This is a genomic window from Streptomyces albidochromogenes (assembly GCF_005981925.1).
In the GTDB taxonomy this organism is placed as follows: Bacteria; Actinomycetota; Actinomycetes; order Streptomycetales; family Streptomycetaceae; genus Streptomyces; species Streptomyces albidochromogenes.
Genome location: NZ_VBVX01000139.1, coordinates 1 through 16,860 on the forward strand (window position 1 = coordinate 1; position 16,860 = coordinate 16,860).

Below are 16,860 nucleotides of genomic sequence, written 5' to 3' on the forward strand. Positions count from 1 at the left end.
GTTCCGGGGCGGGCGGCGGTCCCGTGTCGCGGACCTCGTCGGCCAGCCGGTGCACTGGGATCCCGTGCCGGAAGGCGGTCTCCCCGACCTGTGCACAGTCGCTGCCGTAGACGGACAGGCGGGCGCCGCCCTCGGCGACGACCTCGACGGAGCGCCTGGCCGCGCGGGCCTCGCGGGTGACGAGGGCGCCGAGGCGGGCGGCGTGCGGTGTGCTGACGACGACGCGCGGACGCAGCCTGGTTCTGGCGAACTCGGCCGCCTCCTGGTCCGCGACGAGCCGGCCGCCCTCGATGGTGACGACCCGGTCGGCGGTACGGGAGGCCTCCCTGGGGTCGCTTGTCGTGTACAGCACCGTCCCGCCCTGGGCCGCGTGGCCGCGCAGCAGTCCGAACAGCCAGCTGTGCTCGCGCGGCGACAGGCCCTTGGCGGGCTGGTCGAGGAGGAGCGTGTGCGGGTCTCCCAACAGGGCGGAGGCGAGGCCGAGTCGGCGGTCCATGCCGAGGGAGAGCATGCTGAGGCGTTCGTCGGCGAGGGCGGCCAGGCCGACGAGGTCGAGCATGTCGTCCGCGCGGGAGGCGGGCACGCCGGCCGCGGCGCAGAGCATGCGGAGCTGACCGCGGGCGGTACGCGCCGGGTGCCCGGGTACGTCGCCGAGGAGCGCTCCGACCTCGCGGGCCGGGTGGGCGATCCGGTACAGGGGGCGGCCGCGGAAGTAGGTGACGCCCCGGCCGGGCGCCAGGTCGAGCATCAGTCTGAGCGCCGTGGTCTTGCCGGATCCGGCGGTGCCGAGGAGGGCCGTGACCTGCCCCGGACGGGCCTCGAAGGTGAGGTCGTCGACGGCGGGCGGGAGTTCCCGGTGGGGGGCGCTGGTGAGTCCGATGGCCTGGAGCATCGCTTCTCTCGCGGAAGGGGAGACCGCTCGGCGGCATGGCGGTATCGCAGCACGATAACGCGACATATCGGACTTTTTGTGCAACGTGGGGCGTTGGGGTGTCAGAGCCCGTGCCGCGGGCCCGTACGGCCCCGGTCTCCGGCCGGTGCCGTACCGCCGTTCGGCCGCCTGGGCCTCAGACCTCGGGGCGCAGCATCGGCGGGTTGAGCAGCGTCGCCCCGCCCGCCCGGAACAACTGCGCGGGCCTGCCGCCCTGCCGGGTCGTGGTCCCGCCCGAGGGGACGAGGAAGCCCGGGGTGCCGGTGACCTTGCGGTGGAAGTTCCGGGGGTCGAGGGCGACGCCCCAGACGGCCTCGTAGACGCGGCGCAGCTCGCCGACCGTGAACTCCGGGGGGCAGAAGGCGGTGGCCAGCGACGAGTACTCGATCTTGGAGCGGGCGCGCTCGACGCCGTCCGCGAGGATCTGGGCATGGTCGAAGGCGAGCGGCGCCGGCGGCTCGTCCTCGCGGCTGTAGTCATCCTCCTGGCCGAGCAGGGCTTCCACCGGCGCCCAGCGCGCGCTGTGCGCGTCGCCGCCGGCCCGGGGGGCGGGAAGGTCCGGCGCGAGCACCAGGTGGGCCACGCTCACCACGCGCATGCGGGGGTCCCGTTTGGGATCTCCGTACGTCGCGAGCTGTTCGAGGTGGGCGCCGTTCCCGATCGAGGGCGTGCCCGGCTCGTGGGCGCACAGACCCGTCTCCTCGGCCAGTTCGCGTGCCGCCGCCGCGCCGAGGTCCTCCTCCGACCGCACGAAGCCGCCGGGAAGCGCCCAGCGGCCCTGGTAGGGCTGCTCTCCACGGCGTACCACCAGCGCGCACAGCGCGTGCCGACGCACGGTGAGGACGACCAGATCCACGGTGACGGCGAAGGGAGGAAAAGCCGATGGGTCGTAGGGCGACATGCCGTGATCATAGTCGTCTTCCTGACGATAAACAGTCCTCCCGGCAGGGAAGCCACTCGGCCGACCGGACTCTTCGCTCCCCTCTTCGCCGGCCACGCCTCAGCCCCCCAACTGGAGTGCGCCGGCCGCTTCCTCGATCATGCCGAGACCGAGCCTGCTGATCCGTACGCCGAAGGGCTCCCCCGCCACGCGCAGCCCCGAGAACTGCACGGCCCCGAGCGGCGCGCCACGCACCGGGAACAGCGCGACCGTCCCCGCCGGGGCGTCGGGCCGGATGCCCGCGAGGGCGGTCAGCAGGTGGACACCGGCCGCCGCTGACACCGCCGCCGGCCGGCACGCGGCCGGGTGCGGGACGGGCAGGCTCCCGGCGGTGCGCTGCTCGCCCGCGTACATCTCGGGCAGCCGGTTGCCGAACGCCACGGCGGCGTCGAGCACCCCCCGCAGCAGCGCGGCCGCCTCCCTCTCGTACCCGGCCGCCGCGAGTCCCGCGACGGCGACGGCCGTCTCGTGCACGCGCACCGCGCCGCCGCGGTGCCCGAAGGGGTTGTGCCCGGGCTCCCTGGTGCCGAGGCTGCGCAGTCCCCAGCCCGAGTCCATCGCGGGGCCGCCCAGCAGCCTCGCCACCTGCTCCGTCCGCACCTTGTCCAGCAGCCCCGGCGCCTGTCTGCCCCCGCCGAGCAGGCCGGTGTCCAGGAGGTGAGCGATGGCGCCGCCGAGGTGTGGGACGAGCCGGCCGCCGGCGGTGCGTGCCGCCGCCGGCCGGCCGCCCGCGCGGTCGTCGATCCAGAAGTCCTCCCGGAAGGTGCGGCGCGTCATGGCCGCCCACTCGCGCCACCACTCGGCGCCCGGCCTGCCGCACTCGGCCAGCAGGTCGGCGCCGAGCACGGCCGCGCGGTGGGCGTGGGCCCGGGTCTCGACGCGCCGGGGGCCGCCGGGTCCCGGTTCGGGCAGGCAGCCGTCGTCGTCCGCCGCTGCGCGCAGCCACAGCAGACAGCGTTCGGCGGCCGGGAGCAGCTCCTCCACATCCTGCTCGGCGAGCCCCCACCGCCGCGCCTCCGCCAGTACGACGGGGAAGGCCAGCGTCGCCTCGATCCCCGTACAGCTGGGCGGCAGGTGCGGTCCGGCGTCCCTGAAGGGGCCGGGGATCCACCCGCATTCGGGCCCGCCGCCCGTCCGCTGGGTACGGGCGAGGGCGCGCAGTGTGGACGCGGCGAGCCGGGTGCCGAGCGGCAGCGTCATCCGGGCCGCCCAGAGCGCCTCCGCGGGTGCCGGCCAGCAGCGCCAGGGCACTCCGGCCGCCAGATACGTGTCCGCCGGGTGGCGGGGGTCGCGCATCAGCAGAGCCCGCAGGTCGTCGAGGCTGGTCCGCATCAGCTCCCGTACGCGCGGATCATCACCCTCCGCCGCCGCCTCGGAGAGCGGACCGCCGCCGGCCCTGACCGGTGGCCGGGCCCGCCGGTCGGTCCGCACGCGCAGTTCGACCGTGCGCGAGGCGCCGGGCAGCAGCTCGATCTCCCAGCGCAGCAGGCCGGCGGAGGCGATCGCGTCGACGGGCGGCGGATCGGAGGTGACGACGGCCTGGGCTCCCCCGGCGGACCAGCGCAGGCCCGAGGCGTGGACGCTGGCGGGCAGTTCGCGCCCCGGCCGCCCCGCCGCGACGGCGCCGAGGTCGGCGAGGTCGGTGCCGAGTCCGATCTCCATCCGCAGCCGCAGGGTGCGGCCTGCCGAGCTGCGCAGGGTGATCCGCTCCGTCCCGTCCGCGTCCCGCAGCCGCTCCACGACGACCTCGGGGTCCGGACCGGTACCGCCCGGCGTCCGCACCACGCCCACGAACCGGGCGCGGCCTGCCGAGACCAGCCTGCCTTGGACGGCGACCGGTTCGTGCCCGGCGACCCGCACGTGACAGCGGGAGAGCAGGCGGCGCCCGGACTGGTAGAAGCCCTCCAGTCCGTCACCGGTGAGCTGACCGCTCTCGTCGGACAGGGCAAGCCCCGGCAGGTCCGCGCAGATCAGCAGGGCATGGACCGACGGCAGCTCACCGGGGAGCCGGCCGCGAGCCGCCGGCGGTCTTCCCGTGGCGGCGGGGGACGGGGCGGTGAGAGTCATGCGGTGCCTCCTCTGCGCTCGTGTCGGTCGCACCGGTGGAAAGGGCGCGGGGCGTACGCGGTACCGCCACACGTGTGAACGTCCGCGTCGGCGCCCGGGTCACGGCCGTCCGTGCTCGCTCCTCCCCCGCTGCCCCTCCTGCCTCCGCGTGCGGCCGCGCGCGGCGGCCGCACCGGGCCGCGCCTTCGCGGGCGGCGCGCTCGGCCCGGCGGCTGCTCGCGGCCGCACGGAACGCGTGGCCGGACGGGTGCGCACCACGCGTGACCGGGCCTGCTTGCGCCCCGCACGCTCCTCACGGAGGCAGCGCCGCAGTGCTTCGGGGTCCATGCCCTCGTTGCACGCCTGATGGAGGAGCTGCGCGAAGGTGTACTCCGGGTCGGACCGCAGGGCGCGGCCGAGGGCGACCCTGGCCTCCGGTTCGTCACCGGTCGACCACGCCACCCATCCCGCGAGGGTCAGCGGTGCGGCGGCGTGGGTCTCGTACGCCCCGGCGCACCTGCGGGCCAGGGCGCGCCAGAGCCGCAGGGCGGGCTCGGCGTCGGGCCCTTCCATCCATTCGGCCGCCCGGTCCCTGGTCTCCCGGTCCTGCAGTCCGAGGATGACGGCGGCGGCCTCGTCGTGGGAGATGAGCGCGTCGTCCCCGGCGTCCGCGTCGGGCCGGCTCGCCCCCACCGGACGGTTCTCGCCGAGGCGCTTCATGAGCCGCCGGGCCAGCGCGAGCGTCTCGGCGCCGACCTCCTCGCGCTCGGCCCCGCCGAGGATCCTCGGCACCAGGGCGAGCCCGGCCGCGTCCAGCGCCCGTACCTGCTCGTGGTCGGCCGGCGCTCGCGGCGTGAGCCTCGCCTCCATCTCCCGCAGGGAGCCGCGCACTTGGATCCCCGCGTAGGCGGCGGCCGCCGCCATCACCGAGGTGCCGGGCAGGGCGAGCACGTTGCCCTCGGGCGGGCAGCAGCGCTCGTCGGGACAGCAGTAGGACCAGTACCTCCCGTCCGTGATGCACAGCGCCTCGAAGACGGGTACGTCGAGCGCGCCGCACGCGGTGCGCAGCCGCTGCGCGAAGGGGCGCAGCCGCTCCATGACCTGGCGGCCGGACTCGCCGTCGGCGGGGTCCTGGCAGAGGAAGACGACGATGCCGTCAGGACGGCCGCCCCGGCGCTCACTGCCGTTCACCAGGCAGTCGGCGAGCTGGTCGGAGACGAACGGCCATTCCCTGGGCGAGCGGGGGATGCCGAGCCTGAGCCGCCCGCCGAACCGGCCCCGGTTGCCGTGCAGCGCGACCATCACCACGCTGTCGGTCGGATGGAAGCCCATGAGGTACGGGAGGGCGTCGGCGAGCTCGGCGGGGCCGCGGAGGGTGATCTGGTCGCCGTCCGAAGGGCCTGTGGGTTCGTGGTGCTTGTTCATGGCTCGACGGTCCCGCAGACGGCGCCGACTCCGCCAACCCTGTGGATAACTTTATCCACAGGCTGGAGGCCGCATTCGCACAATGTCCGAGCCATCAGGTTGCATGGGGCCATGACCAACGCAGAACTCAGGGCCTCAGCCGATTCCGTACTCGCCCGCCTCGTCGGAGACACCACCGGCGGCGCCCGGCTGCGCGAGGACCAGTGGCTGGCCATCGAGGCGCTCGTCGCCGACAAGCGCCGGGCGCTGGTCGTCCAGCGCACCGGCTGGGGGAAGTCCGCGGTCTACTTCGTGGCCACCGCGCTGCTGCGCGGCCGGGGCGCGGGCCCCACGGTGATCGTCTCGCCGCTCCTCGCGCTCATGCGCAACCAGGTCGAGGCCGCCGCCCGCGCCGGCATCCGCGCCCGCACCATCAACTCGTCCAACACCGAGGAGTGGGAGACGGTCCAGGCCGAGGTCGCCGCCGGCGAGGTGGATGTGCTCCTGGTCAGCCCCGAGCGGCTCAACAACCCGGACTTCCGCGACGAGGTGCTGCCCAAGCTGTCCGCCGCCACCGGTCTGCTCGTGGTGGACGAGGCGCACTGCATCTCCGACTGGGGGCACGACTTCCGCCCCGACTACCGCCGGCTGCGCACCATGCTCGCCGATCTGCCGCCCGACGTGCCGGTCCTCGCCACCACGGCCACGGCCAACGCGCGCGTCACCGCCGACGTGGCGGAGCAGCTGGGCACGGGCGGCGGCTCCGACGCCCTGGTGCTGCGCGGGCCGCTCAACCGGGACAGTCTCAGCCTCGGTGTGCTGCGCCTGCCCGACGCCGCGCACCGGCTGGCCTGGCTCGCCGACCACCTCGGCAAGCTCCCCGGCTCCGGGATCATCTACACGCTGACCGTCGCGGCGGCCGAGGAGGTCACCGCCTTCCTGCGGCAGCGCGGGCACACCGTCGCCTCGTACACGGGCAAGACGGAGAACGCCGAGCGGCAGCAGGCCGAGGAGGACCTGCTCGCCAACCGGGTCAAGGCCCTCGTCGCCACCTCCGCGCTCGGCATGGGCTTCGACAAGCCCGACCTCGGCTTCGTCGTCCATCTCGGCTCGCCCTCGTCCCCCATCGCCTACTACCAGCAGGTCGGCCGCGCGGGCCGCGCCGTGGATCACGCGGAGGTGCTGCTGCTGCCGGGCAAGGAGGACGAGGCGATCTGGCAGTACTTCGCCTCGGTCGCGTTCCCGCCCGAGGCACTGGTGCGGCGCACTCTCGACGTGCTCGCCGGGGCGCAGAAGCCGCTGTCGCTGCCCGCCCTGGAGCCGCTGGTGGAGCTGCGCCGCTCACGCCTGGAGATGATGCTGAAGGTCCTCGACGTGGACGGCGCGGTCAGGCGGGTCAAGGGCGGCTGGACCGCCACCGGACGGCCCTGGACGTACGACGCCGAGCGGTACGCGTGGGTGGCGCGGCAGCGGGCGGCCGAGCAGCAGGCCATGCGCGACTACGCCACGACGGCGGGCTGCCGGATGGAGTTCCTGCAACGCCAGCTGGACGACGAGGGCGCGGCGCCCTGCGGCCGCTGCGACAACTGCGCACAGCCCCGGTTCACCGCCGAGTTGTCCCCGCAGGCGCTGGACACGGCGCGCGGTGAACTGAGCCGCGCGGGCGTCGAGGTGGAACCGCGCAAGATGTGGCCGACCGGGCTCGGGGCGGTCGGCATCGACCGCAAGGGCCGTATCCCCGTCGGCGAACAGGCGCTGCCCGGGCGGGCTCTCGGCAGGCTTTCGGACATCGGCTGGGGCAACCGGCTCCGCCCGATGCTGTCGCCGGGCGCCGCCGACGGGCCCGTACCGGAAGCCGTGGCACAGGCGGTGGTGGGCGTCCTGGCCGACTGGGCGAAGGGACCGGGCGGCTGGGCGTCGGGCGATCCGGAAGCTCCCGCCCGCCCGGTGGGCGTGGTGACCGTGGCGTCGCGCACGAGGCCGGAGCTGATCGGCACGCTGGGGGCCAGGATCGCCGAGATCGGGCGGATGCCGCTGCTCGGCTCGGTGGCGTACACGGCGGAGGCCGAGGTGAGCGCGCCGCATCGCAGCAACAGCGCGCAGCGCCTGCGGGCGCTGGAGGGCGCCTTCACCGTGCCGCCGCAGCTGGCTTCCGCACTGGCCGATGCCGCAGGCCCGGTGCTCGTGGTGGACGACTTCACGGAAACGGGCTGGACGTTGGCGGTTGCGGCGCGGCTTCTGCGGCGGGCCGGCGCACAGGAGGTGCTGCCCCTCGTGCTGGCCGTGCAGAGCTGACCCGTTTCGTCGGCGCGAGGGCCCACGCCGGCGTACCAACGCGGTTGACGCGGTGTTACCGCTGGTCCTCGCCGTTTACGCGGGACAGGAGGCATCGCCGGAGGCCGCAGTGGGCAGGGATATCCACGTCATACCAGCGGATTTCAGTCGGCGGCGTCAAATGCTCGTTGCCGCGCACCCCACGGGGCAGCGAGAATTGGAACGCTCCCCGCACGGCCCCCCGGGGACCGGAAGGGCTGTGCCGCGGCGCGCCCGAACCGACTCTGCCCGCACTGTGGGCGCGTATGCGAAGGGAGGACCGTGACCTTCGGATTCGCTCCGTCCACCGGCTCGTTGCATCCGGCCTCGGCCGACACCGCCAGCCGTCTGGGGCGGACACTCGAACCGTCCGAGTGGGCAGCCGCCGGCATTCCGCTGCTGCGCAATCCGCGCGAAGTCGTCAGCGGACTGCACGCCCGGCACCACCCGGAACCGGCCACGGCGGTGGTCGCCGTCCTCGACGCCGAGGAACGGCTCACCGCCAGCGCCTCGTTCGCGCGGCGCTCCGTCCCGGCGGACGGGTGGGAGTTCCGCAACGCCCTGCTCGCCCACCTGCGCCGGGTCGTCCCGCACGACCTGCGCCGCCGCACACCCGTCCGGACCGCGGTGCTGCTCTACTGCCGGGACGGGGACGAGCGGTGGACCGAGGAGGACGGGGCCTGGATGTGGGGCCTGCGGGACGCCTGCACCCTGCACGGCCTGCGCTGCGGCGCGTACATCACGCTGACGCGCGGCGGCTGGCAGGTGCTGGGCGAAGGCCGTGGCGGCCGCCGCCCGAGCACCGGTTCGCTCCCGTCCGGCCTGGCCGAGGCCGCCGCCGAGGCCGAGCCGCCCCCGCCACGCTCAGGTGGCGGGGCGGCGGAGGCGCTGCGGCGCGTGGCGGCCCGCTGAAGCGGCCGGCCGACCCGCGCGTGTCTTCCGTGCGGCACGCTCCTCGCGCCCCGCACGGAACACGAGGGGAGCACGGAGCGTCCGGCCGGACCGAGAGCCGCGCAGCCGTACGGCTCAGACCGCCGCGCCGAGCACGGAGTTGACCCGCTTCGGGTCTCCGCACGCGATCAGCAGCGCGCCTGCGCGCGACTTGGCGAACGACAGCGCGCGGTCCACCGCGTCGTCGGACCCGCCGTTGACCGCGACGACGACCACGGGCCGGGCGGCGGCCCGCTCCGCGGCGGCGGCGTCCGCGTAGAAGACGTCGTCACGGGCATCGTGCTGCGCCCAGTACGCGGCTTCGCCGAACGTCAGCTCGTGGGCGGCCCACGGGTGCTGCCCACCGGTGGTGAGCACCAGGACCTCGCCCGGCGCGCGGCCCGCGTCGAGCAGTACGTCGACCGCCTCGTCGGCGGCGTCGAGCGCGCCGCCCGCCAGAGCGGGGATCAGCTGGATCTGCGGCGCGGAACGGTTCTCCTGCCGCGGGGACGGGGACCGGCCACCGGGCGTGTGCGACCGCTGCGCGGCGGGCGCGGGCCTGACCGGGGCGGGGCCGGGTACGGGACGTCCGGGACGCGGCGTGGCCGCGGTGCGCGGACCGGGTACGGGACGGGGGGTCGTCGCGGGACGGCCGGTGGCCGGAGTGACGCGGGGACCCTGGGCGCTCTCGTGAATCTGAGGCTCCTCGGGGGAGAGAGGCATGAGTGGATGTCTATCAAATGTCACCGCTGAACGCAGCAACGGGTGGGCACATGCGTGCGATCAGAAATCGAAGCCGAGTTGGCCCCCGCTTTCCAGAGCAGCGGCCTCCGCCGAGATCCGGGTCTTCTTGAGGTGCGCCCACTGGGGCAGCGCGTCGAGATAGATCCAGGAAAGCCGGTGGTACGGGGAGGGCCCCCGCTCCGCCAGCGTCGCCTTGTGCACGGGCGAGGGGTAGCCCGCGTTGGCCGAGAAAGCATAGGCGGCCAACTCCTCGGACTCGTGCTCCAGTTCGGCCATCATCGCGTCCCGCCGCACCTTGGCGATCACCGAGGCGGCCGCGACCGCGATGCAGGACTGGTCGCCCTTGATCACCGTACGGACCTTCCAGGGCTGCCCGAGGTAGTCGTGCTTCCCGTCGAGGATCACCGCGTCCGGCCGCACCGGCAGCGCTTCCAGGGCGCGTACGGCGGCGAGCCGCAGAGCGGCGGTCATGCCGAGCGCGTCGATCTCCTCGGGCGAGGAGTGTCCAACGGCGTGCGCGGTGACCCACTTCTCCAGGACCGCGGCCAGCTCGGTGCGGCGCTTCGGACTGATCAGCTTGGAGTCGGTGAGCCCGTCGGGCGGGCGGCGCAGACCGGTGACAGCCGCGCACACGGTGACGGGTCCGGCCCACGCTCCGCGCCCGACTTCGTCGACACCGGCGATGATCTTCGCCCCGGTGGTGGCGCGCAGTGAGCGCTCGACGGTGTGAGTGGGTGGTTCGTACGGCATGGCGCCTGCCAGGTTACGCCGCCGGGGCCCGCGCGCGACACCCAGGGCCCGTCCCCGGCGTTCAGTCGCCCGTCGGACGCAGCAGCGGCACCATGATCCGGTCGACCATCTCCGCGATCTCCTCGTCCGACCATTCGCTGCCGCACACCTTTGAGCGGTACATCATCAGTCCCGGGATGACATCGAAGACCAGGTCGCTCGTGGCATCGGGACGGACGTCCCCCCGGTCGATGCCACGGAGTACGACCTCGCGGAACAGCCGGTTCGACGGTTCGATCACCAGCTGGACGATCATGGCGTGAAAGCGCTCGGCAACCTCGCTGTCGCATTCGTAAAGCACCGAGCGCAGCGCGAAGCCCGGCTTGGAATACATCGCTCCGCGCATCTGCCGGCAGAGCTGGTAAAGATCTTCGCGGACGCAGCCCCGGTCCGGGGCCTCGTCGAGGACCGGCAGCCCGGCCCGCAGGGCGTCGGCGACGAGGTCCTCCTTCGACGGCCAGCGGCGATAGACCGCGGCCTTGCCCGTCTGCGCACCCGCCGCGACGCCCTCCATGGTGAGCGCGTTCCAGCCGACCGTACTCAGCTGCTCCAGGGCGGATTCGAGGATCGCCCGCTCCAGTACGAGTCCGCGGCGCCGCAGCGCGACCGGCTGCACCTTGGCAGCCGCGGTGGTCCAGCGCGAAGTGGCCATCTTTTTCTCTCCGTTGGGGACAAGGGCTCCAGTGAACGCTTGCGTTCACTGAGGGGGAATCCCTACCGTTGACACGACAGTGAACGCACCCGTTCACTAATTCACTTGCGGGGGGACACAGTGACAACCTCTCAGTTAGCGACACCGCACCGGCCGGGCGCGGCCCGCCGGCAGGGGCGACCGGGGATCGCCCTCACCGTCATAGCCGCCCTTCAGCTCATGGTGGTGCTCGACAGCACGATTGTGAACATCGCGCTCCCGGACATCCAGACCGCTCTCTCCTTCAGCACGACCGACCTGTCCTGGGTGGTCAACGCGTACACCCTGACGTTCGGCGGACTGCTGCTCCTCGGCGGACGAGCAGGCGACATCCTCGGCCGCAGGCGCGTGTTCGTCTTCGGCGTGCTGCTCTTCACCTTCGCCTCTCTGCTCTGCGGCATCGCGCAGGAGCCGTGGCAGATGCTCGCCGCGCGGGCGCTCCAGGGCGTGGGCGGCGCCATCGCCTCGCCGACCGCGCTCGCGCTGATCACCACGACGTTCCGCGAAGGCCCCGAGCGCAACCGGGCGTTCGGCATCTTCGCCGCCGTCTCGGCCAGCGGCGCCGCGATCGGGCTGCTCGCGGGCGGCATGCTCACCGAGTGGCTCGACTGGCGCTGGGTGTTCTACGTCAACCTGCCGATCGGCATCCTCATCGCCGTGCTGTCGCCGATCTTCATCAACGAGTCGGAGCGCCACGCCGGCCGCTTCGACCTCCTGGGCGCGCTCACCTCGACCGTCGGCATGGCGGCTCTGGTGTACGGCTTCATCCGCGCCGCCGACGACGGATGGCGGGACAGTCTCACCCTGGGCTCGTTCGCCGCGGCCGTCGTGCTGCTGATCGCGTTCGTGTTCAACGAGCGGCGGGCGCCCGACCCGATCACACCCCTGCGGATGTTCGCCGACCGCAACCGCTCCGGCACGTACGCGATCATGATGAGCCTCGCGGCGGCGATGTTCGGCATGTTCTTCTTCATCGTCCTCTTCGTGCAGAACGTCCTGGGGTACAGCCCGATCACCGCGGGCCTGGCGTTCCTGCCGGTGACCGTGATGATCGTGGTAGCGGCCGGGCTGTCCTCCAAGCTGCTTCCGGTGCTCGGACCCAAGCCGTTCCTGGTCGCGGGGGCGGTGTTCACCGGATCGGGCATGGCCTGGCTGACCTTGCTGGATCCCGCGGGGTCGTATCTGGGCGCCGTGCTCGGTCCGATGCTGCTCTTCGGCTTCGGCATGGGTCTGGTGTTCGTCACGGCCACGCTGACGGCGGTCTCCGGCGTGGCGCAGCACGAGTCGGGCGCGGCCTCCAGTCTGCTCAACGCCACCCAGATGGTGGGTGGTTCCCTGGGCCTGTCGATTCTCATGACGGTCTTCGGCACCGCGAGCCGGGACGAGGCCGAACGGCAGCTTCCGTCGTTCCTGAAGGAGGCGACACCGGCGCAGCAGGAAGCTTTCGCCAAGACCCATGAACTGCCGGCCCCCTGGGGGCACCACGTCCTCGCCGAGGGCATCTCGACGGCGTTCTGGGCCGGTGTCGGCCTGGTCGCACTCGCGGTGGTCATCGCGCTGTTCGTCATCCGGGTGCGCAAGAGCGACCTGGAGGCGCTGAGCGGGACGGCGGGCGCGGCGGGACCCGGGGCGGTCTGAGGCGACCACGCCCGGTACGAACGGAAACGGGCCGGGGGCACAGCCGCAGTTCGGCTCCGCCCCCGCCCCGTCGTCCCCGGCCGGCCGCTCAGTACTCGTCGTACGGACCGCGTCCACTGCCGTACGTGCCGAGCTCGCGGCACCGCGCCTCGTCTACGTCCAGCGGGCGCTCCGCCAGGATCTCCCGCGCCCTCACCACGCCCAGACTCGTGGCGTACCAGGGCTCGTCCGCGCCGTCCAGACGGCCCGCGATGCCCACCAGCGCACAGGACCGCTGCGGCTCCGGCAGCGTGTCCAGGGCGGGCACGGCGTCGGCCGACAGGTCCTGGAAGTAGTGGACGTCGAGCTTCTCGGTGGCGTGGAAGCGCGCCACGTTCCGCTCCGCGACCAGCCCGTCCGGCGAGAGGAGGCCGAAGGCCAGTACGGCCGTCCCCGCGCTCGCGGCGACCGCACGGGGCAGCCAGCGGGACCCGAACACCCCGGCGGCCATGATCAGTACGATCACCACGCCCAGCCACAGTTCGACCGCCGCCACCGAGAGGCGCAGCCTGGTCAGGCCGTACGCGTCGACGTAGAGGTCCATGCGGCGCAGCGCGGACGCGACGACGACCAGCGTGAGCACGCACAGGGTGCCGAGCACCGAACGCACCAGGGTGCGGTCGCGGGCCGCGCCGCGCGGGGCCCAGCGCAGAGCGAGGGCGATGACCAGGAGGACCAGCAGGGTGGCCCAGAGCAGCTGCCAGAAGCCCTGCCGGGCGTACTGGGCGTACGTCAGCCCGGTCTCGCTGAGCACCTTGTCGTAGCCGCCGAACAGGACGGCGAGCTGGACCGCGATGAAGGCGGCGAAGAGGAGGTTCAGCACGACCAGCGGAAGCGCCCACTCCGACCGGCCGCGCGCCCGTCCCGGCCGTATCTCCAGCCGGTCCCACCGCATCGGCGCGGCGGCGGTACGGGCCGCGGCGAGCGCCCCGAGAAGACCGAGCGCGAAGAGGAACGTCCGCCAGGGACCGTCCACCACGGTGATGTCGGGCGTGAGTCCGCCGAGGAGATCGGCGAAGGCGGCGTCCGCGGAAGCGAAGAGCGCGCCGAAGACGATCAGCAGGACGACGGCGACCAGGGTGGTACGCACCATGGGCGCCCAGCGGCCACGGGACACCTCCGCGCGCTCGCGCATACCGCGCCAGGCCCACGCCGGACCGGAACCGAGCGAGCCGAAGATCCCCAGCGAACCGACGAGGATGCCGGCCCACGTGCGGTTGCCGTGCAGGGCCAGCGATCCGAGCGCCAGCGCGGAGCTGACCGCGAGGAACGTGGGCCAGCCCGCGTCGCGCAGCGCCGGTATCGCCAGCAGGGCCAGGCCGCCGACCGCCCACACGAGCGTCCAGGGCCGAAGGCGGCGGCCGGCCGCCCGGGCGGCGAAGTACGCGCCGAGCGCAGCGGGGACGGCTGTGACCAGCAGGTTCGGGCCGAGCCCCTCCCCCAGCAGCAGGGCGCTCAGCAGGGCGGTGGCCAGGGCGGCCCCGAAGGTGGCGGGGCGGATACCGGCCGGTGGCTCGGGCCGTACGTCGGTCAGCCACTTCGGCGGCCCGGGCGGCTGCCTCGGCGCGACGGGGGGCGGCGGCCACTGCTGGTAGCGCTGGGGCTGCGTGGCCCTGCTGTGCTGCTCCCGGTACGACATCGCGGCCGCCGGCGCCGGAGCGGGGGCCTGCGACGGGGCCCCCGGGCTGCCGACGGCCTCGGACTGCTGGGGCGGCGCGGCGGGCTCGGCCGGGGCGGACCGCCCGGCCTGCTCGGACGGTGCGGGCTGCTCGGGCTGCTCGGACGGCGGCGACTGCCCAGCCGATCCGGTCGGTCCGGACGGCTCGGGCGGTCTGGACGGCGGTACGGATGGCGTGGATGGCGTGTCGGACACGGGACCCCCTCCCCACCGGGCGGGGGACGGCAGGGTGCCGCGGCCGGTGCCCGGTGTCTTGTCAGCGCATGCCCGGCATGATCAACAGGGCGGCATGGCCCGTCAGACTAGCTCCGGAGCCCGGCCCTGGCGCTGCCCGGACCGGGCTGTGGCAGGACCGTGACAGACGTGGAACCCGCGCGTCCGGAGAACGCCCGGCGCCGCCCGGCGCGGCGGCGGCCCCGCCGCGCAACGCCGAGCGAGCGCGTGGTGTCACACCGCCTGGGCGGGAACCCATCCGGGCAGCTCTTCGGTCCGCTCCAGCCAGGCGGCCGGCGGGGTCCCGGCCTTCCCCGCGGCGACCACGCCGCCGAAGATGGCGCAGGTCGTGTCCACGTCTCCGCCCACCTGCGCGGTGACCCAGAAGCCCTGCTCGAAGTCGCCCAGGGACCGGGCGGCCGACCAGAGGGCGAACGGCACCGTGTCGTGCGCGCTCGTACGCCGCCCGCATCCCAGCACGGCCGCCACGGTCACGGCGTCGCCGTAGTCGAGCATGTCCCGGGCGCGGCGCAGACCGGCCCCGACCGCGCTGCGCGGCACCAGCGCGATCACACCGTCGAGCAGTTCGGCCGGCGTCGGCGGCCCGCCGGGAGCGGCGGCGAGCGCCGCGGCGGCGGCCACGGCCATTGCCCCGACCACCGCCTCACGGTGCTGATGCGTGACGTACGCCGAGATCTCGGCCTGGTGGGTGGCCTGCTCGGGGTCGTCCGCGTACCAGGCCCCGAGCGGCGCGATGCGCATCGCGGCGCCGTTGCCCCAGGAACCCTGCCCCTTGAAGAGCGCGGCCGCGAGCTCGCGCCAGTCGCCGCCCTCCCGGATCAGCCGGAGCATCCGGTTGACGGCGGGGCCGTAGCCGCGGTCGAAGTCGTGGTGGTCGGCGAAGGAGCGGGCGAGCGCGTCCTGGTCGATACGGCCGTGCTCGGCGAGCACGGCCAGGACCGAGCAGGCCATCTCGGTGTCGTCGGTCCACTGCCAGGGCGCGGGCGGCAGCTCACGCCTTTTGAGCAGCGGATAGTTCACGGGTACAAAGAACTGGGAGCCCAGGGCGTCTCCCAGGCACAGCCCACGCAGGCTGGCCAGGGCGCGTTCGAAGCGCCGGACGGTGGAGGAGTCAGCGGTCATCGCTCCGCCACTCTATCCGGACAGCCGTACGGCTCGGGAGCCCTCCAGCGCTCGAACGGCCGGTCAAGGGCGTATCGCCCGTCCTCCCCCAGCACCAGCGACCGCGTTTCGCCGTTGCGCGGATTGCGCAGCGACTCGAAATCCGCCACCGTCCAGTGGAACCAGCGCATGCAGAAGAGCCGCATGGTCAGGCCGTGGGTGACGATGAGCACGTTCGGCGGGTGATCGGGCGCCTCGAAGCTGCGGAACAGGCTCTCCAGGAAGGCGCCGACACGGTCGTACACGTCGGCCCCGGACTCGCCCTGCGCGAAGCGGTAGAAGAAGTGCCCGTACGCGTCCCGGTACGCCTTCTGCAGCCGTACGTCGTCCCTGTCCTGCCAGTTTCCCCAGTCCTGCTCGCGCAGCCGCGGCTCCTCCCGTACGCGGACCCGCTCCGGGTCGAGGCCGAAGGCGGCGAAGGTCTCGTGCGTGCGGCGGTACGGCGAGACGTAGGCGCTGACCCGCTCGTCACCGAACAGTCCCCGCAGCCGCTCGCCGGTCTCGCGCGCCTGGAGCAGACCCGCTTCGGTGAGCCTGAGCGCGTGGTCCGGCTCACGTTCGTACACCGAGTCGTCGGCGTTGCCCTCCGACTGCCCGTGCCGGACGAGAACGATGCGCCGCGGTCGTGCCATGCCCACACCCCAGAAGTGAGATCGGATGCGGCTCAGCCGGGCAGCCGCCCAGCCTCCATCCAGCGTATCCGCCCGTCGGAACGTCGGCGCAGCAGGCGGGCGCGGGATGCCGCCCGTACGAGGGGACGGACCGCCCGCGCAGGGGGCGTGCCGCCTGACCAGGGGAACGGGCCGCCGGTGACACCGTCCAGGAGTCGCCGGTCACACCGTCCAGGACGGTTCCAGCTGTACGACCGCGCCCGACAGCCCCGCCACGTCGGCGTCGGTCTGGGCGCGCAGCGACAGGCGCTCCACCCGCTCGGCACGGTATTTCCCATGCTCGGCGGCGGACTGCCACATCGACAGCACCAGGAACTCGTTGCCGGGCGCCTCGCCGAACACCCCGCGCAGCATCCCGGGCGATCCCGCCATGGCCGGATTCCAGACCTTCTCCTGCATCAGCGAGAAGTGCTCGACCCGGCCCTCACGCACCGTGCAGTGCGCCACACGCACCACGTCGGCGTCCGTGAACCGCGGCTCGAAGCCCGTCTTGACGTCGAACCGGTAGTCGAAGAGACCGACTTGCATGTTCTTGTACGTACCGGCCTGGGCGGCGGCGAGCCGGTCGTGCGAGCGCGCCATGAACGAGTCGTAGAACGCACGGCTCTCCCAGAAGGAGAAGATGTGCGCCACCTCCGGCCGCTCACGGCT

14 protein-coding genes are annotated in these 16,860 nt (G+C 73.6%); 3 read left to right on the top strand and 11 right to left on the bottom strand.

Features of this window, described 5'->3' with window-relative positions; translation table 11 throughout:
* From E2E34_RS18875 to E2E34_RS18890, 4 genes are all read right to left on the bottom strand, one after another.
* On the bottom strand, window positions 1–892 hold an 892-nt coding region (locus E2E34_RS18875), incomplete at its 3' end, for an ATP-binding cassette domain-containing protein (RefSeq protein ID WP_138903097.1).
* A 175-nt stretch (window positions 893–1,067) separates the two neighbouring features.
* Window positions 1,068–1,832 (bottom strand): NUDIX hydrolase, encoded by a 765-nt coding sequence (locus E2E34_RS18880; RefSeq protein WP_138903098.1) that lies wholly within the window; start codon window positions 1,830–1,832, stop codon window positions 1,068–1,070.
* Between the two features lie 99 nt (window positions 1,833–1,931).
* Window positions 1,932–3,938, bottom strand: a complete 2,007-nt coding sequence (locus E2E34_RS18885) for a glycogen debranching N-terminal domain-containing protein (protein ID WP_138903099.1) — start codon at window positions 3,936–3,938, stop codon at window positions 1,932–1,934.
* Between the two features lie 99 nt (window positions 3,939–4,037).
* Window positions 4,038–5,342 carry a DUF4192 domain-containing protein gene (locus E2E34_RS18890; protein ID WP_138903100.1) on the bottom strand — a complete coding sequence of 435 codons (1,305 nt, stop codon included), beginning with the start codon at window positions 5,340–5,342 and terminating at the stop codon, window positions 4,038–4,040.
* A 111-nt stretch (window positions 5,343–5,453) separates the two neighbouring features.
* Between E2E34_RS18890 and E2E34_RS18895 the strand changes: the two genes are divergently transcribed.
* Entirely contained in the window at window positions 5,454–7,616 is a 2,163-nt protein-coding gene (locus tag E2E34_RS18895; protein ID WP_138903101.1) for a RecQ family ATP-dependent DNA helicase, read from the top strand.
* A 300-nt stretch (window positions 7,617–7,916) separates the two neighbouring features.
* Window positions 7,917–8,546: a hypothetical protein gene (locus E2E34_RS18900; RefSeq protein WP_138903102.1), complete on the top strand. Its 630-nt coding sequence runs from the start codon at window positions 7,917–7,919 to the stop codon at window positions 8,544–8,546.
* Window positions 8,547–8,660: 114 nt separating this feature from the next.
* Here E2E34_RS18900 and E2E34_RS18905 read toward each other — a convergent pair whose 3' ends face one another.
* The 3 genes from E2E34_RS18905 to E2E34_RS18915 all read right to left on the bottom strand — a co-directional run bounded on the left by E2E34_RS18905 (window position 8,661) and on the right by E2E34_RS18915 (window position 10,749).
* Complete coding sequence (locus E2E34_RS18905) at window positions 8,661–9,287, bottom strand: hypothetical protein (RefSeq protein WP_138903103.1); 627 nt, start codon at window positions 9,285–9,287, stop codon at window positions 8,661–8,663.
* A 60-nt stretch (window positions 9,288–9,347) separates the two neighbouring features.
* Complete coding sequence (gene rnhB / locus E2E34_RS18910) at window positions 9,348–10,058, bottom strand: ribonuclease HII (RefSeq protein WP_138903104.1); 711 nt, start codon at window positions 10,056–10,058, stop codon at window positions 9,348–9,350.
* A gap of 61 nt (window positions 10,059–10,119) precedes the next feature.
* The gene (locus E2E34_RS18915) at window positions 10,120–10,749 is read right to left on the bottom strand and encodes a TetR/AcrR family transcriptional regulator (protein WP_138903105.1); all 630 of its coding nucleotides are present in this window, start codon (window positions 10,747–10,749) and stop codon (window positions 10,120–10,122) included.
* Between the two features lie 120 nt (window positions 10,750–10,869).
* On the opposite strand from E2E34_RS18915, the gene E2E34_RS18920 reads away from it, so the two are divergent.
* Window positions 10,870–12,426 carry an MFS transporter gene (locus E2E34_RS18920; protein ID WP_138903106.1) on the top strand — a complete coding sequence of 519 codons (1,557 nt, stop codon included), beginning with the start codon at window positions 10,870–10,872 and terminating at the stop codon, window positions 12,424–12,426.
* Between the two features lie 88 nt (window positions 12,427–12,514).
* Here E2E34_RS18920 and E2E34_RS18925 read toward each other — a convergent pair whose 3' ends face one another.
* The 4 genes from E2E34_RS18925 to E2E34_RS18940 all read right to left on the bottom strand — a co-directional run.
* On the bottom strand, window positions 12,515–14,338 hold the full coding sequence (locus tag E2E34_RS18925) for a DUF4153 domain-containing protein (protein WP_244315865.1): 1,824 nt from the start codon (window positions 14,336–14,338) through the stop codon (window positions 12,515–12,517).
* 252 nt (window positions 14,339–14,590) lie between these two features.
* Window positions 14,591–15,499, bottom strand: coding sequence for an ADP-ribosylglycohydrolase family protein (locus E2E34_RS18930; protein WP_138903107.1), 909 nt, complete (start codon window positions 15,497–15,499; stop codon window positions 14,591–14,593).
* Window positions 15,496–16,170 (bottom strand): histidine phosphatase family protein, encoded by a 675-nt coding sequence (locus E2E34_RS18935; protein ID WP_138903108.1) that lies wholly within the window; start codon window positions 16,168–16,170, stop codon window positions 15,496–15,498. Before E2E34_RS18935 ends, E2E34_RS18930 begins: the two co-directional genes overlap by 4 nt.
* Before the next feature lie 201 nt (window positions 16,171–16,371).
* Window positions 16,372–16,860, bottom strand: a 489-nt coding sequence (locus tag E2E34_RS18940) for a DUF4937 domain-containing protein (RefSeq protein ID WP_279637897.1), incomplete at its 5' end; no start/stop codon positions are given.

What these genes read in the sequence shown, in the direction of transcription:
- E2E34_RS18880 (WP_138903098.1), bottom strand. Translation starts at nt 1,832, where the DNA reads ATGTCGCCCTACGACCCATCGGCTTTTCCTCCCTTCGCCGTCACCGTG.
- E2E34_RS18885 (WP_138903099.1), bottom strand. Translation starts at nt 3,938, where the DNA reads ATGACTCTCACCGCCCCGTCCCCCGCCGCCACGGGAAGACCGCCGGCG.
- E2E34_RS18890 (WP_138903100.1), bottom strand. Translation starts at nt 5,342, where the DNA reads ATGAACAAGCACCACGAACCCACAGGCCCTTCGGACGGCGACCAGATC.
- E2E34_RS18895 (WP_138903101.1), top strand. Translation starts at nt 5,454, where the DNA reads ATGACCAACGCAGAACTCAGGGCCTCAGCCGATTCCGTACTCGCCCGC.
- E2E34_RS18905 (WP_138903103.1), bottom strand. Translation starts at nt 9,287, where the DNA reads ATGCCTCTCTCCCCCGAGGAGCCTCAGATTCACGAGAGCGCCCAGGGT.
- rnhB (WP_138903104.1), bottom strand. Translation starts at nt 10,058, where the DNA reads ATGCCGTACGAACCACCCACTCACACCGTCGAGCGCTCACTGCGCGCC.
- E2E34_RS18915 (WP_138903105.1), bottom strand. Translation starts at nt 10,749, where the DNA reads ATGGCCACTTCGCGCTGGACCACCGCGGCTGCCAAGGTGCAGCCGGTC.
- E2E34_RS18930 (WP_138903107.1), bottom strand. Translation starts at nt 15,499, where the DNA reads ATGACCGCTGACTCCTCCACCGTCCGGCGCTTCGAACGCGCCCTGGCC.
- E2E34_RS18935 (WP_138903108.1), bottom strand. Translation starts at nt 16,170, where the DNA reads ATGGCACGACCGCGGCGCATCGTTCTCGTCCGGCACGGGCAGTCGGAG.